At 69.7% G+C, this 14651-nt stretch carries 15 protein-coding genes; 6 read left to right on the top strand and 9 right to left on the bottom strand.

The features are described 5' to 3' along the window. Positions 1–17 precede the first annotated feature (17 nt). A complete protein-coding gene (locus AB0I89_RS07785; RefSeq protein ID WP_357121901.1) occupies positions 18–2816 on the top strand; it encodes a CHAT domain-containing protein in 2799 nt (932 codons plus the stop codon). Between the two features lie 13 nt (positions 2817–2829). Here AB0I89_RS07785 and AB0I89_RS07780 read toward each other — a convergent pair whose 3' ends face one another. The 3 genes from AB0I89_RS07780 to AB0I89_RS07770 form a co-directional block, all read right to left on the bottom strand. After that, positions 2830–3942, bottom strand: a complete 1113-nt coding sequence (locus AB0I89_RS07780) for a tetratricopeptide repeat protein (protein WP_357121898.1) — start codon at positions 3940–3942, stop codon at positions 2830–2832. A gap of 88 nt (positions 3943–4030) precedes the next feature. After that, positions 4031–4618 carry a dihydrofolate reductase family protein gene (locus AB0I89_RS07775; protein WP_357121895.1) on the bottom strand — a complete coding sequence of 196 codons (588 nt, stop codon included), beginning with the start codon at positions 4616–4618 and terminating at the stop codon, positions 4031–4033. A 27-nt stretch (positions 4619–4645) separates the two neighbouring features. Then, on the bottom strand, positions 4646–5164 hold the full coding sequence (locus AB0I89_RS07770) for a pyridoxamine 5'-phosphate oxidase family protein (RefSeq protein WP_357121892.1): 519 nt from the start codon (positions 5162–5164) through the stop codon (positions 4646–4648). Positions 5165–5239: 75 nt separating this feature from the next. On the opposite strand from AB0I89_RS07770, the gene AB0I89_RS07765 reads away from it, so the two are divergent. From AB0I89_RS07765 to AB0I89_RS07750, 4 genes are all read left to right on the top strand, one after another. After that, on the top strand, positions 5240–5890 hold the full coding sequence (locus tag AB0I89_RS07765; RefSeq protein WP_357121889.1) for a winged helix-turn-helix transcriptional regulator: 651 nt from the start codon (positions 5240–5242) through the stop codon (positions 5888–5890). Between the two features lie 187 nt (positions 5891–6077). Next, positions 6078–6299 (top strand): hypothetical protein, encoded by a 222-nt coding sequence (locus AB0I89_RS07760; RefSeq protein WP_357121886.1) that lies wholly within the window; start codon positions 6078–6080, stop codon positions 6297–6299. A 7-nt stretch (positions 6300–6306) separates the two neighbouring features. After that, the gene (locus AB0I89_RS07755; protein ID WP_357121883.1) at positions 6307–6864 is read left to right on the top strand and encodes a DUF6879 family protein; all 558 of its coding nucleotides are present in this window, start codon (positions 6307–6309) and stop codon (positions 6862–6864) included. Then, on the top strand, positions 6861–8939 hold the full coding sequence (locus tag AB0I89_RS07750) for a tetratricopeptide repeat protein (protein ID WP_357121880.1): 2079 nt from the start codon (positions 6861–6863) through the stop codon (positions 8937–8939). Before AB0I89_RS07755 ends, AB0I89_RS07750 begins: the two co-directional genes overlap by 4 nt. A 43-nt stretch (positions 8940–8982) precedes the next feature. Here AB0I89_RS07750 and AB0I89_RS07745 read toward each other — a convergent pair whose 3' ends face one another. The 3 genes from AB0I89_RS07745 to AB0I89_RS07735 form a co-directional block, all read right to left on the bottom strand. Next, the gene (locus tag AB0I89_RS07745) at positions 8983–9450 is read right to left on the bottom strand and encodes a DUF3592 domain-containing protein (protein ID WP_357121877.1); all 468 of its coding nucleotides are present in this window, start codon (positions 9448–9450) and stop codon (positions 8983–8985) included. A gap of 231 nt (positions 9451–9681) precedes the next feature. Further along, positions 9682–10830, bottom strand: coding sequence for a helix-turn-helix domain-containing protein (locus AB0I89_RS07740; protein WP_357121874.1), 1149 nt, complete (start codon positions 10828–10830; stop codon positions 9682–9684). Beyond that, positions 10817–10978, bottom strand: a complete 162-nt coding sequence (locus AB0I89_RS07735) for a hypothetical protein (RefSeq protein WP_357121872.1) — start codon at positions 10976–10978, stop codon at positions 10817–10819. Before AB0I89_RS07735 ends, AB0I89_RS07740 begins: the two co-directional genes overlap by 14 nt. Positions 10979–11462: 484 nt before the next feature. Here AB0I89_RS07735 and AB0I89_RS07730 point away from each other — a divergent pair, with 484 nt between their 5' ends. Further along, a complete protein-coding gene (locus tag AB0I89_RS07730; protein ID WP_357121869.1) occupies positions 11463–12713 on the top strand; it encodes a helix-turn-helix domain-containing protein in 1251 nt (416 codons plus the stop codon). Here the strand turns inward: AB0I89_RS07730 and cutA are convergent. From cutA to AB0I89_RS07715, 3 genes are all read right to left on the bottom strand, one after another. Further along, the gene (cutA, locus tag AB0I89_RS07725; RefSeq protein ID WP_357121866.1) at positions 12634–12963 is read right to left on the bottom strand and encodes a divalent-cation tolerance protein CutA; all 330 of its coding nucleotides are present in this window, start codon (positions 12961–12963) and stop codon (positions 12634–12636) included. The two genes, AB0I89_RS07730 and cutA, sit on opposite strands and share 80 nt — an antisense overlap. Before the next feature lie 275 nt (positions 12964–13238). Then, positions 13239–13607 carry a helix-turn-helix transcriptional regulator gene (locus AB0I89_RS07720; protein WP_357121863.1) on the bottom strand — a complete coding sequence of 123 codons (369 nt, stop codon included), beginning with the start codon at positions 13605–13607 and terminating at the stop codon, positions 13239–13241. A 148-nt stretch (positions 13608–13755) separates the two neighbouring features. Next, entirely contained in the window at positions 13756–14556 is an 801-nt protein-coding gene (locus AB0I89_RS07715) for an XRE family transcriptional regulator (RefSeq protein ID WP_357121859.1), read from the bottom strand. Between the last annotated feature and the right edge of the window lie 95 nt (positions 14557–14651).

Here is a 14651-nt window from a genome sequence, read left to right as displayed (position 1 = left end):
GAGGGGAAGGTGTGCCGGTGAGTCGCTACGCGAGGGACACCGTCGACCACTGGCGTCGGGTGGCGGCCGGGCAGCGGCGCGGCGAACGGCGTTGGACCGAGGCCCAGGTGGAGCTGGGGGCCGCGCTGCTCGACCGGTACGAGGCGGACCGCGCACGGGAGGGCCTGATCGAGGCCACCGTCGTGCTGGAGGCCGCGATCCGCACGATGGCCGACTCCTTCCTGGCCGAGGAGTTGGGAACGACGCACGGTGTCCGCGCGCTGACCACGTACACCGATGTGTTGCTGGCCAGGGCCCGGATCGAGAGTGCGCCGCAGCTCCTGGACATCGCCGAGCAGTATCTGCAGTTCGCCGAGGACGCCTCGGCCGACCTCGGCAACAGCGCGGTGCTGATGCTCAAGAAGTGCCAGGTCTATCGGGTCCGGCACGACTTCGACGGCTCGGTCGACACGCTCTACCGGCTCACTTCCATCGCCAACATGGCCGAAAACTGGATCAGCGCGGAGCACCTGCCCGCGTTGCGGGGCATCCACGCGGAGGCGCTGGTGCGCGCCTACCAGCTCACCGGGGTGGAGGACTACGTCGACGAGGCGTTGGAGCTGCTGTCCTCGGTGGACGCCGTCGGGCCCCACCAGGACCAGATCGTCGTGCTGCGCGCCCGGTGCCTGCTGGCCCGGGCGTCCGGGACCACCCACACCGCCGACGTCGAACGGGCCGTCGCGGTGCTGCGGGAGCACACCCCGCAGGGCAACGATCCGCGTTTCCTGTTGGGGCAGACATTGCTCACCCTGGTCGACCGCACCGGCCGCGCCGAGTTGCTGGGCCAGGCCTGGGAGGAGTTCGCCGCCGTGGTGAACACCGTCGGAGAGCGGCATCCGCACCATCGGACGGCGCTCGCCAGCCTCTCCACCGTCGGCATGAAGACGCACCAGTTGACGGGCGACGTCTCCGCCCTGGAAGTGGCGATCGGCCTGCTGCGCCGGGCGCTCGCGCTGTCCGTACGCGGCGAGGCCAACCACGCGTCGTACCTGGACCAGTTGGGCTACAGCCTGCGGTTGCTGTACGACGCCACCGGGGAGCCCGCCTACCTGGAGGAGTCGCTCACCCTGCTGCGCGAGGCGCTGGACGCCCTGCCCGCACGTGACCCGCAGCGGGTCGAGACCGGCTTGTCCATCGCCCAGGCGTTGCGGGCGACGTACCTGCGTACCGGCGAACCCGCCCTGCTGACCGAGGCCGCGGAGCGGGCGCTCGCCGCCGGCCGCATCGAGTCCGGCGCCGTGCCGGTCCGGATTCAGGCCTTCGACAAGGCGGCCTACACGCTGACCGCGCTGGATCGGTGGCGGGAGGCGGCGGACGCCTTCGACGAGGCCATCACGCTGCTGCCCCGGCTGGCGTCGCGCGGGCGTACCCGGCACGACCAGTACGCCGACCTCGGCTCGACGGCCGGGCTGGCGGCGACCGCCGCCTCCTGCGCGATCGGCGCGGGGCAGCCGGAGCGGGCCTTGGAGCTGTTGGAGCGTGGGCGGGGTCTGCTGCTGCACCAACGGTTGACGGCGGACGGCGAGTGGGCGGCGCTCCAACGCGCCGAGGGGCGTCTGGCGGCCGACTTCCAGCGGATGCGCCGCGACTTCGAAGCGCCGGCTCCCGAATCGTCCCGGCCCACCACCTTCGGTCGGGACCGGGAGACCGAGTGGAACGTGCTGCTGACGACGATCCGGGAGCTGCCCGGCCTGGGTGACTTCCTGCGCCCGCCCACCGCACGGCAACTGCTCGACCAGGTCGACGGGACCGTGATCGTGCCGATCGCGAGCGAGTTGCGGTGCGACGCGCTCATCCTGCGGGAGCACCGCGTGACGGTGCTGCCGCTGCCGGATCTGTCGCTGAGCGACGCGGTGACGCAGTTGCGGCTGCTCCAGCAGGCCACCGCCACGGCGTCCGATCCGTCGGTGGACGCGCGGAGCCGTCTGCGCGCCCAGTCGGTGCTCGGCGGCGTACTCAATTGGTTGTGGTCTGCCCTGGTCGAGCCGGTGCTGGACGCGATCGGCGCGCCCGGGGCGGTCGGCGAGCTGCCGCGCGTCTGGTGGTGCCCGGTCGGCCCGCTGGCGTTCTTTCCCCTGCACGCCGCGCAGGCCGACGCCGGCCGGTCCGCCCTCGACCGGGTGGTCTCCTCCTACACCCCGACGGTGACCGCGCTCGCCCGGCGACGCACCGCGCAGCGGCAGTCCCGCCGCGACGCCCGGTCCTGCGTCGTGGCGATGCGCGCCACCCCCGGCGGTCTGGGCGCGCTGCCCAGCGCCGAACGCGAGGCCGCGTCGGCGGCGCGGGCGCTACCCGGGGCGTGGCTCGGGATGGACGCGCGGGCCACCCGGGAGGAGATCCTGGACCGGCTGGCCGACTCGGCGTACGCGCACTTCGCGTGCCACGCCGTGGCCGATCCGCACGACCCGGCGCAGGGCCGGCTGCTCGTGCACGACCACCAGGACAGCCCGCTCACCGTGGCCGACGTGTCCCGGCTCGACCTGGAGGCGGAGTTCGCCTTCCTGTCGGCCTGCGCGACCGCCCAGGCCCCGCCGACCCTTGTCGACGAGGCGCTGCACATCACCGGCGCCTTCCAACTCGCCGGGTTCCGGCACGTCATCGGGACCCTGTGGGAGGTCGACGACGCGATCTCCCTCGCCCTGACCACCGCCTTCTACGCGCACGGCGACGCGACCTCATCGGCCGCGTACGCGCTGCACTCGGCCGTACGCGGGCTGCGGGACCGCTATCCGCTCGCGCCGACGCTGTGGGCGGCGCACATCCACACCGGCGGCTGACCCTCCGGCGGGATCAGCGGGTACGCCGGACCAGCGCGCGGGCCCTCTCCGTGTCGGGATGGGTCGGGCCGTGTACGCGTTCGCACCCGGCCAGCGCGGCCCGCGCCGCGCTGCCGGCCCGCCGGTCACCCGCCTCGATGAGCAGTTGGGCGAAGAGCATCCGCATCTCCAGGGTTCCGGGATGATCGACGCCCCGGCCCCGCTCACTGTCCGGCAGCGTGTCGGCCAGCAACCGGATCGCCTCAGCCGGCCGCCCCGCCCCGGCGAGCGCCCTGGCGAGGGAGTGCCGGGCGTGCAGAGAGACACCGTCGGTGGTGTTGAGCGCGCGCCCCGCGTCGTCGGCGAGCGCCTGGGCCGGGTCGACCGCCTCGGCTGCCCGGCCGGAGTCGAGCAGGACGACAAGCAGGTTGCTGCGCGCCTGCAGCGTCACCGGGCTGGTGGGCCCCAACGTCCTGGTCATCCGCCGGACCACGTCCCGCAGGGCCCGCTCGGCCGGCTGGCTGTCGCCCCGCAGGTGTTGAAGGCCGGCCAGTTTCATCTGGCAGGCCAGGGTGTCCGCGTCGTCCCGGCCCAGCGTCCGCGCCATACCGTCGGCGACCCGCCGCAGCAGCGGCTCGGCCTCGTCCATCCGACGCAACTCGATGAGCAACCAGCCGAGGTTGTTGCCGCTGCGCAACGTCTCGGCATCGTCGTCGCCCAGCACCCGGCGGCGTGCCTCGTAGACGTCCCGTTGCACCAGTTCCGCCTCGGCGTGCGAACCGCGCTGCCACAACGCGAAGGCCAGGCTGTGCTTGGTGCGCAGGGTGTCGGGATGCTCCGCCCCCTGCGCCGAGCTGCGCAACCCGACGACCTCCTGGTAGACGGTCACGGCGTTGTCGACGTCCCTGGTACGCATCAACTCCTGCGCGTAGCGGTGTCCCGCGTCCAACGTCCGCGGGTCGGCCCCGCCGTACTGCTCGTGGAAGGCGTGGTACTGCAGGCCGAAGGCGGTCGGACCCCCGATGGTCTGCGTCACCGGGGGACGACCGCCGCCGCTGACGGTGATCTCGATGACCGGGCCGGTCGGCTCCGGTTCACGCGGTGGCTCGTCGTCACGCTTGCGGCTGCGGTTGAACCATCTGCCCACTGCGCGCACCTCCGGCGGTGTCGACGACCTCACGGCCCGTCACAGGGAGCAGACTATCGATCCTGGCTGATTCCGTCGCCGCAGGTTCTCAACGGGTGAGGCCGACGAGCGGCGTCGGTCGGTACGTCATCAGGACGACCCCGGAGGCGAAGGGTTCGGCGGACACCAGCTCCAGTCGTACGGGCGGCTGACCGCTGGTGAACAGCGCCTTGCCCTGGCGGAGGAAGAGGGGGTGCACGAGGAGATGGATCTCGTCGATGAGCCGGAGATCGGCAAGGGACCGGATCACGCTGAGGCTGCCGTAGACCACGATGTCCCCGCCGGACCCGCGCTTGAGCTCGGCGATCTCGTCGGGGTCGATGCGGGCCAGTCTCCGGGTGTTGTGCCAGGTCGCGGTGTTGCCGGAGGCGGAGACGACGATCTTTTCCAGCGCGTCGACGCGCTGGGCATATCCTCGGACCTCGTCCGGTTCGTCGGGGTTCTGCGCGGCCAGCGGCCAGTAGCTGGCGAAGTCGGCGTGGGTGACCCGGCCCAGCAGCAGGCTGCCGGCGTTGTCCACCAGGCTCCGCTCGTACCGCTGAAGTTGCTCGCCGAACAGCAGCCAGTCCATCTCGTCGTCCGGACCGGCGACGAACCCGTCGAGCGTGGTCCACATCGACACGACTATCTTGCGCATACCCTCGTCCTTTGTGCTGGTTCGGGCTCAGTGACCGCCGCTGAGCGCGGCTCGGACGGGTTCGGGTGTCCGGCTCGGGAACCGCTGCTGGAAATCGACGAGTCCGACCCAGGTGGGGCGCAGGCCGATCCGGACCATCCGCAGGCCCGGCTTGTCGATCGCCTCCAGGTAGGCGGCGCCCACCTCGTCGCCCATCCCGGCGCGCTGGATGGTGGCGTACTCGGGTAGGACGCCGTCGACCTCCGTCAGGGTGACCTGCCCGCGCAGCATGAGCACCTCCGGAAGCCCGTCCGCCGTGTCGATACAGACGGCCACGTCCGGCCTGGCGCGCAGGTCACGGATCTTGTAGGTGCCGGCGAACGCGCCGACGACCAGCTCGTCACCGGTCCAGAGAAAGTTCACCGGGATCAGCCGGGGCGTCAGGTCCCGGCTGGTGTAGGCGAGGCGTGCCACGGGCGCGCCGAGCAGGCGTTGCGCCAGGGCGGTGTCCAGCAGCTTCAGATCACCTTGCGGCAGGTTTGCCGCCTCGGCGTTGGGCAGGCTCATGAGAGTCAACGTAGAGGGTCAACTCCTACAGAACAAGTGCAACTCCTAAATTAGGATCGAGGTAGGCTGACGGTCATGAGCGGCGTGCGTAGCTATGGGGATCCGTGCGGTGTCGCGCGTGGACTGGACGTCATCGGGGAGCGGTGGGCGCTGCTGGTGGTCCGCGACCTCCTGCTCGGCCCCCGGCGTTTCAACGACCTGCTCGGCGGACTGCCCGGCGTGAGCCCCAACGTGCTGAGCCAGCGGCTGCGCCAACTGACCGAGCAGGGCGTCGTGCAACGGCGGGACCTCGGGCCGCCGACGCGGGTCCACCTCTACGAGCTCACCGAGTGGGGCCGCGCCCTGGAGCCCATCCTCCTGCAGTTCGGGCGCTGGGGAAGCCAGTCACCGCAGATGCCCGAGGGCGCTCTGGGCGTCGACTCCCTGCTACTCAGCGTCAAGGCGTCCTTCGATCCGGCGCGAGCCCCGGAACTCGCCGGCATCTACGCGTTCCACATCGACGCCGACCCGATCCTCGCCGAGGTCGCCGAGGACGCGGTGCAGATCCGTCGCGGCACGGCGCCCGACCCCGACGCGACGCTCACCACCGACATCGACACCCTCCGGGCCGTCTGCGGCTTTGAGATCACCCTCTCGGCGGCAGTGGAGTCGGGCGCGTTGCGCCTCACCGGCGACGAGGACGCCCAGCGGCGCCTCACCGACCTTCTGCTGACCCCGTTCACGTGATGAGGCCGACAAGCATCGCCAGTCGCGCCACGCCGGCCGGCGCCGGCTGCGCGCGGGCGACATCGGCGATGAGAGTACGCATCAACGGGCCAGACGCACGGTATCGGCTTGTTGGGCAACTACGCTGCGCACTACTCTCCTGACCGACAGCACTTGTCAGCCGTCCGCTTCTCTGATGGAGGTCACCATGAAGCTGACCAAGCTCTACAAGGATCCCGGCTCGGGTGGGAACGGGTGCCCTACCGTCTACCTCGGAGAGAGCGGGGAGCTTGTCGTTCAGGGGAACCTCATCGACGAGGACACCGTCGGCCAGCTGGAGAACGTTCTTCCTGGTGAAGGCGCGGTGCGGATTCCCGCCCAGGTTCTGCTCGGTGCCATTGAGCGCTACCGCCAGTCCGAGCAGCGGTGATCGAGCGTTGACCCGGTCGTTCACGTCCCTCGATGACGACGAGTTCAACCAGCTGTTCCGCGACTTCCGATACACGGCCTACCGGCTGGAGACGCTTCAGCAATACGACGTGTCGTACGAGCAGGACGAGTTCGCGCGGTTCCTGGCGGGTGAGACCCGCGGCGAGTTTCCGGGGATCGCGGCTTGGTGCGACACCGTGCGGGCGGCGGTGTCGGCGGGCAAGCGCATGCACCGGGTCCATGTCATCACCGAGCCGCTGTCGGATTACGTGCGGTTCGAGTGCGGCTGGGCCTACGAGCACACCGTCGAGGCAGGCGAGGACGTCCGCCTCATCGTGGTCTCCGACGACGACTGGCCGGCCGCGTTACCGCACTACGACTACTGGTTGTTCGACTCAACGCGGCTGGTGGCCATGTACTACGACGAGGAGGGGCGCTTCGTCTCCGGCGAGTTGGTCAGCGAGGCAGATCAGATCGTGCAGGCCAATCTGTGGCGTGATGCGGCCGTCGCGGCATCGGTCCCCTATAGGAAGGTCACAGACCAGCGACAGATCAAGGTCCCATGACTGATCGCTCGCCGACGGGGTGGCAGCGTGCGGGCCTCCAGCCGCCGCGTCAACTTCCCCGCAACGCGACCGGCTTCGTCAACCGCGAGCAGACCCTCACCCGCCTGGACGCGGCATTGCCGAGCGATGAAAACCACTCGGTTGCGGGCCTCCCGATGACCGTGGCTGCCATCGCGGGCGCCCCCGGCGTTGGCAAGACAGCGCTGGCCGTCCATTGGGCTCACCGAGCACGCAGCTGGTTCACCGACGGCGATCTCTACGTCGACATGCGCGGCTACGGCCCTGGTCCAGCCCTCGATGTCGGCCAGGCATTGGACACGTTGCTCCGCGCTCTGCACGTACCGGCGGAGCAAATCCCCACGGACACTGACGGACGTGCTGCCCTGTTCAGGTCCGTCCTGAGCGGCAAGCGCGTCCTGATCGTGGTGGACAATGTGTCCACCGTCGGTCAAGTCCGGCCGCTACTCCCGGCCACACCGACCTGCATGGCGATCGTCACCAGCCGCAGCCGACTTTCCGGCCTCGTGGCACGGGAAGGAGCGTCACGGATGACTTTGGACGTTCTGTCTCCTGACGAGGCAATCGCGCTGCTCAGCGACAGCATCGGCGGGGACCGCGTCGGCGCGGAGCCGCACGCCGCCACTGAACTTGCTCGCCGCTGCGCCTACCTCCCCCTCGCTCTGCGGATCATCGGGGAGCGCATCGCCAACTCTCCCCATGTCACCCTCGCGGAGTTCGTGGCAAATCTCGCCCTGGCCGAGCATCAACTTGACGCCCTCGCGGTCGACGATGACGAGCTTTCCGACGTACGGGCGGTGTTCTCGTGGTCCTACCAGACGCTGCCCACCGACACGGCACGGTTCTTTCGACTACTCGGCCTTCACGCCGGCTCCGACATCTCGGCGGCGGCAGCGGCGGCCCTCGCTGGCGTGAGTCTGCCCCGAGCCCGCAGTCTGCTCGACCAGCTCACCGCAGCGCACCTGGTGCAGAACCCCGCCCGCGACCGATACCTGTTCCACGATCTTCTCCGCGCCTACGCGCTCGAACGAGCACAGGCCGAGGAGACGCCCGAGCAGCAGCGCCAATCACGCCGCCGTGTCTACTCCTGGTATCTCTTGATGGCCGAAGAGGGCCGCAAGGTGATTCTGCCGTACTCGCATGCCGTGGGCCTGGCCCCAGCCGAACCAGGCGTCGCCCTCGCCGCTCCACGCACGGTGGCCGAGGCGATGGCATGGTTCGAACGTGAGCGGCTGAACCTTCTGGACACCGTCCGGCAGGCCGACGATCTGGGAGAACTCGACATCGCCTGGCAACTGCCGGTGGTCAGCGACGGTTTCTTCGAACTGAGGTCGTACTGGGCCGACTGGCGCGATATCCACCTCACCGGCCTACGCGCGGCACGCTCGGCCGGATCGCGTCTCGGCGAAGCCGCCAATCTCCGCTGCCTCGGCGACGCCTACTGGCGCACAGGGGAGCGCGACACCGCGCTCGACTGCTATCACCAAGGCGTCGCCGCGAGCCGTGAGGTCGGCGACCACTGGGTGGAAGGATTTTGCCTTCGCGGCCTGGGCCTCATCCACGAGGAGCTTGGGCAGACCGACGAAGCCATGGAACTCTACCGGCAAGCGCGAGAGGTCTTCCGCCGCCACGACGTCACCCGAGGTGAGGGCATGTCGTTGCTCAGCCTCGGCAACGGGCACCGCGCACGAGGACACTTCGACACGGCCATCGCCCATTACCAGGAAGCAGTCGCCATCCTCGGCAGCATCAACGATGACTGGAGCGTCGCCTGGGCCTCGTATCCCCTCGGCCTGGCGTATCAGCAGCTCGGCCGACTCGACGAGGCCCTGGAACGGCACACGCACGCCCTGGATCTGTTCCGCAGGTTCGACGACCGACGCTGCGAAGGACTCACGCTGGCAGCGCTTGGCGACACCCATCACGCCGCAGGCCAGCACGAAGACGCGCAACGCTGTTGGCAGCAGGCACTACAGATCCTCGATCCCCTGGCAGATCCCCATGCTGGTGTCGTTCGCAGCTCTCTCGCGCAGATCGGCAGCGACCAGAGCACCTAACCACGATCGAGTGCCGTCGTAGCGCCGGCACGCGTCGCGTCAACTATGCGGGGGTTGCCGCGCGCCGTCGGCGACGCCGTTTGCGAAGCTCATGGATGACGCCCCAGAGCCCGACGAACGCGAGCGCTATCCCGCCGAGCGCGACCAGATACTCCGCCCCGCCTCGGGACACCCACAGCCGGCCCCGCTCCGGGGCATCCGGCGAGTAGAGGACCGTGACCGAGTCACCGTCGCGGTTCGGGGAGCCGCTGCGGGTGACCAACTCCTGGAGGAGCACCTGCCGTCCATCGGGTACGGCGTACTGAAACTCGTAGTACGTGCCATGGCGACTCGCGCGTGGTGGCGTCTCAGATGAGCTGATCAGCGTGGCGCTGGTGTAGACCTCCCCCGGCCACCCTCGATGATCCCAAACGATGGTGACGCCGAGACCGGTCACCAGGATTCCGCACATGATTGCCGTCAGTGCGGCCCGCAGCGCCGAGACACCAGTGGGATTGCGGTACTCAGCCATGGCCGAGAGGTTATCCGTGCCACGCAAGGGGTTGCGGGGTAGGCACGGTCCTCAGTCCACCGGCTGGCTGATCGTCGGCGTGGCGCAGCGCCCGAGGCAACTCCCGATTGAGGCTGATGACTCTGAGGCATCAAAATACCGCTGAGTCATCAACCTCATCGGAGTACCCGCCCCCACGCCCTGGTGCGCCGGACCCGCCGACCAGGCCGATCAGCTCGGCGGCGTACCGATTCATCGGGTGAGGCCGACCAGCGTCGCCAGTCGCGCCACGCCGGCCGGCGCCGGCCGCGCCCGCGCACAATCGGCGATGAGGGTACGCGCCAGAGGCCGCCCCCGAACCTCGGCCGGCGCGACACTGTCCGCGTCGACAAGCGCCCGTGCCGCCCCGCGCAGGTCCCCGGCGTGCACGTACACCCGCGCGGCGTCGAGCAGGTAAGCGCCCCGATACTCGGCCGGCAACCACCGCCAGCCCTCCCGCCGCACCACGATCGAGTGCCGCCGTAGCGCCTCCACCGAGTTGTCCCGCGCGGCCGCCAGCAGCACCCGTACCAGCTCGACGGCGACCGGGCCGAAGCTGGTGCGATGCTGATCGTCGTACCCCCGAAGGTTTGCGGCGACGCCCGCGGCCCGGTCGGTCAGCGCGGCGGCGTGCCGGTGCTCGCCGCAGCCGGCGGCGGCGAGAGCGGCCTGGAGAAGCAGCGTCCCGCCCACGGCCCACTCCCCCGCCGACCGCTGCGGCCGGACGCGGTTCGCGGCGGCGAGCGTCGCGGCCAGGGCCAGGCGGTCACGGCCCGACGCGCGCAGCGCCTGCCCGACCGACACGGCCGCCGTCGCCGCGAGGACGGGGTCGTCACCGGCGGCACCCATCGCCCGGTCGGCGGCCAACCAGGCAAGATCGGCCTCGCCGAGTTTGACCAGCAGCGACGAGGTGATCCGGTACGCCGACACCAGCAGCTCCGCCGACCGCGCACCCTGGGCGGCGTCGAGCAAACCCGGCAGCACCCGCAGCAACTCGCCGTAGTGCGCGTGCTGATAGGTCAACCAGGCGTGCCCGACCTGCCGTCTAGCCTCTTCCGGCGTCTGCTGGGTAGCCTCCGGGACGTCGTAGCGGGCGAGCGCGGCCCGGATGTCGTCCACCCCGTCCGGCGTACCCGCCGGAGTGCCGCGCGGCGGGCCGAGCAACGCCTCCGGCTCGACCCGCAGGACGTGGGCCACCTCCTGGATGACCGAGTACCGGTCCAGGGGGCGGACGCCCCGCTCGATCTTGTCGACCCAGCTCTTCGACCTACGCAGCCGGTCGGCCAGCACCTGCTGGGTCATCTGCCGCCGTACCCGCCAGCTCGCCACCCGCCGCCCGATCGGGACGTCATCGCTGGTCACGCCGCCACCGCCGGTCCGGGATCGCGCGGGTCGTGTCCTCCACGGGTACGCGCTCCGCCTCGGCCTGAGCCAGGATGCGCTGCTTGGCCGCCTCCCGCTCGGCAGCTTCAGCCTGTTCACCCTTGCTCGACTGCTCGTCGCCTCGCACACCCACCTCCATCGACCAGTGGGCACGGCGTCAGCCATCTAACCCGTCACCCACCACCATCGTCGATGCGAAAATCGGTGCCTTACCAGGCGAAACGCGTCCGTCACGGCGTAGCGGACAGGCGAAGGTGGTGGACCGTCTCGGCCACTTCACGGGCGAGTTCCCGGGAGGCTGCGGCAAGGGCGATGGCGTCTGCTGCCGCGTTGGTTTCGCGCGCAGCCGCCACGTCCCCGGCCTGCGCCTGCGCGACGGCGAGGTGCAGCTCAGAAGCCGAGTCGCCCGCTTCGGTCGACTACGCCCTCACGTCCGATCAGTACGACGCCAAGTAACGACCTCAGGTATACGGGTGCTTCCGCCCGTCCGCGGACGACAATGCCGATAGTCCAGACGTGACGGCGACAGTCGGCAGCGTTAGCGTGACGGATGGCAATCCTTGACCCGCAGGGGTTGGAGAGCTGCCACCAGTCGACCTGAGGTGATCGCGATGACTGAAGTGTCGTTCTCCGAGCGCATGCGCCAGCTTCGCGGCCAGCGTGGTCTGTCACTGCGTGAGCTTGCGAAGCTCACCTACTACGGCAAGTCCTACCTGCACGAGCTGGAGACCGGCGCGAAGCCACCCACCGCTCAGGTCGCCCGACACGTCGACGAGGCTCTTCACGCCGGTGGTGAGCTGTCCGCACTGGCCGCAACGCGTCAGGGCATCCGCCGTCGTGATTTCGTCGCCGCCGCCGGCCTTACTGCCACACTCCCACAAACCCTGCTCGCCCGCGGTCGACATGTCGGGAGTGGCACGCCTGCGCAGCTGGCTGAGCGCACGGCGAGATTACGCCGGCTCGACAACTATCTCGGTGGCGCTGACACCCGTCAGATCTACGCGGCCGAGGTGGAGACGACAACGCGACTGATCCAGAACGGCGTGTACGCAGAGCGCACCGGCCGCCGACTGCTGGCGGTCCTCGCCGAGCAAGCGCAGTTGGCCGGTTGGGCGGCGTTCGACGCGGGTGACCATCCCGACGCGGATGGCAAGTTCCGAATCAGCCTTGCCGCCGCACGGGAGGCCGACGACAACGCGCTAATGGCGAACGGGATGGCATTCCTTGCGTACCAGCAACTCGCCACCGGGCATCGGGGTGCGGACGTGGCCAGCGCGGCCTGCGAGACCGCCGGCACCACGGCGACACCACGGGTACGGGCGTTGCTGCACCTGCGGGCCGCCTGGGCATCCGCTGTCGCCGGCGATGCGCCCACCGCCGACCGGCATCTCGGAACCGGTACGACCCTTCTTGCCGAGCACGACAACCGGCCCGAGCCGGACTGGGTGTACTGGGTGGACGGCACAGAAGGCGAGATCATGACCGGCCGCTGCCAGACCGTGCTCCACCGGCCGCTTCGCGCAATTCCGGTGTTGGAGCGCGCCTTGGCGACCTTCTGCGACACGCAGGCCCGCGATAAGGCGCTCTACCTGTCCTGGCTTGCTGATGCCTACCTGGACGCGAACGAGATCGAGCAGGCGTGCCAGGCTGCGACAAGCGCCGTCCGCCTTGCCTCCGGCGTCGGTTCCGTCCGGCCACAGCAGCGAATTGACGCATTCCTACGTCGCGTGGAGCCACACGCAGGGCTGCCCTGCGTCGCCGATCTTCGGGCCCTCGTTGCGGCTATGCCTCCGCGCCCTCGACGGAACGACTCAACCACTCCAGGTACTCCGTCGAACCCTGCACGATCGGAACCGCACTGATCTGCGGGTTGGTCCACGGATGCTCGTCCAAGACGAATCGCTCCAACTGTGGGTATCGCTCTGCCGTGGTGTAAAGCAGCACCTGCCACTCCTCGCCCGAGCCCTGTGCGCCGTGGTGCCAGAACACACTGGTGACGGGACCGATCACCTGTCCGCTGGCGGCGAGCCGGGCGGCGACAGCCCCTTTCGCGAGCCGGACGCCGACCTCGCGTGTCTCGGTGGCCGTTGACACTTGGAGGTAGTCGCTCATCCGTTACACCCTAGCGGCATCGCGACACGACTCAAACCATCCAGAAATGCGACAAATAGAGGCGTTATCTGGTGTGGGCTGTTCGGAGACAGCCCGGATGCGGACAAGCCCTGCCGACCGATGCGCTGAGAGCCACCACCCGAGAGATCGTCTGGGACGCTCATTGCCATTACTGTTCGCGCCGTGAATCTCGTGATCGATGAGAGCAGCCGCCAGGTACGCGAGTTCGTGTGCCAGTGCTGCGACACGCGGGCGGACCGGACCTGGGCCAACATCTACGAGGGTGACACCGCCTTCGCTGTGGCATCCTCGAAGCGGCGGTAGCCAGCGAGCAGCCCAACGAGTGCCGCCGCGGTTGCCCGATCGACCCGATGCGGGTGCACCACCGTGTACGCCAACCGACCGCCACCCTCGGGTGCGTCGATAACGAGCCTCGCCAGGGCGCCGCCCGCCGTCAGCGCCTCGTCAAGTCGAGCCGCCACGTCGACGGTCGGCTTCGCCTGTCCGGCTTCCAACTGGTAAATCAGGCTCTTGCCGTAGGTGACGGCGGCGAGCTGCCGGAGAGACGGGCCCCGCGCCTCGCGAAGTCGCCGTAGTTCACTGGCGAACCGAGGGTCGACGATTGTGGTTGCACGTGGGGGCATCGCTTCACTCCTACCTTGCGGCGGCGGCGATGATTACCGGCAGTCCCCCTTCATCGACCGTACTCCCCGCCTGTCCGAGACTGACGGGACACGCTCACGTCCCACCAGGCACCGTAGGACAGATTGATGGTGTAGTGATTACTGGCAGTTATGCCGCCAGGTTGATGCCGATGCGACCGGACAGCAGGCGCAGGTCGTCGGGGATGGCGCGGCGCTGGGCGCGCTGGGCCAGGGTCACCACGGCGTCGCGGGCCAGCGGGTTGATGGCGAACGGGATCGGCGCGGCCCGCTCAGCCTGCACGAACGCGGCGAGCGCTTCGGCATCCCGCCGACCACCGTCCGCGAGAGCGCGGCCGACGTCGAGCCAGTAGGACAGTTGGCGGTTCAACGCCTTGAGCACCTGCGGCGGGATCGTCTGGGACAGCTCGATCACCTTGCCGGACTCGCCCTGTTCCGCCGCGATCGACATCTTCCAGAGCCCGACGTTGGTCGGCCCGAAGCAGCACCCGTTGAACCCGCCACCGTCGGCGGGATCTCCCAGGCTCTCGGCCTCGCGCGTGGCCTCCGCGAGGTGGTCGCGGGCCACGTCGGAACGTCCGTCCACGGTCGAGGCGAGCCCGGCCATGAGGTGGAGTTGGCCGAGCATCTGACGCACCCGGATGTCTGAGGCGTCCCCCTGAAGCTCCGTCAGTGACCGGTCAGCGGAGTTGGCCGCCAGTCGCGCGGATTCGATCGGAAGGCTCTGCGCGTACACGAACCGAGACCCGCCCAGCCACGCTCGATCGTCGACGTCCTCGGCGGTGGCCACGGATACCCGGGCCGCGTTGAGGGCCAGGTGGCGGTAGCCGAGGTGCCGGATGCAAGTGGAGGCCAGGTAGGCGACCTGGCCGAGCGTCGTCCCGCCCACGGCAGCGGCTTCGAGCAGCAGGCCCGGGAGCATCCGCGCCATGGCCGGGTAGTTGCACGAATTGCGGAGTTGATCGGCTCGGGCGATCTCGGCTGCCAGGCGTTCCGCCGGGTAGGTCGACGCACGGCGCTCGCCGT

This window comes from Micromonospora sp. NPDC049801 (genome assembly GCF_040656575.1).
GTDB lineage: Bacteria > Actinomycetota > Actinomycetes > Mycobacteriales > Micromonosporaceae > Micromonospora.
Note: the sequence above shows the minus strand (reverse complement) of the source record. Positions and strands in the feature narration are given on the sequence as shown.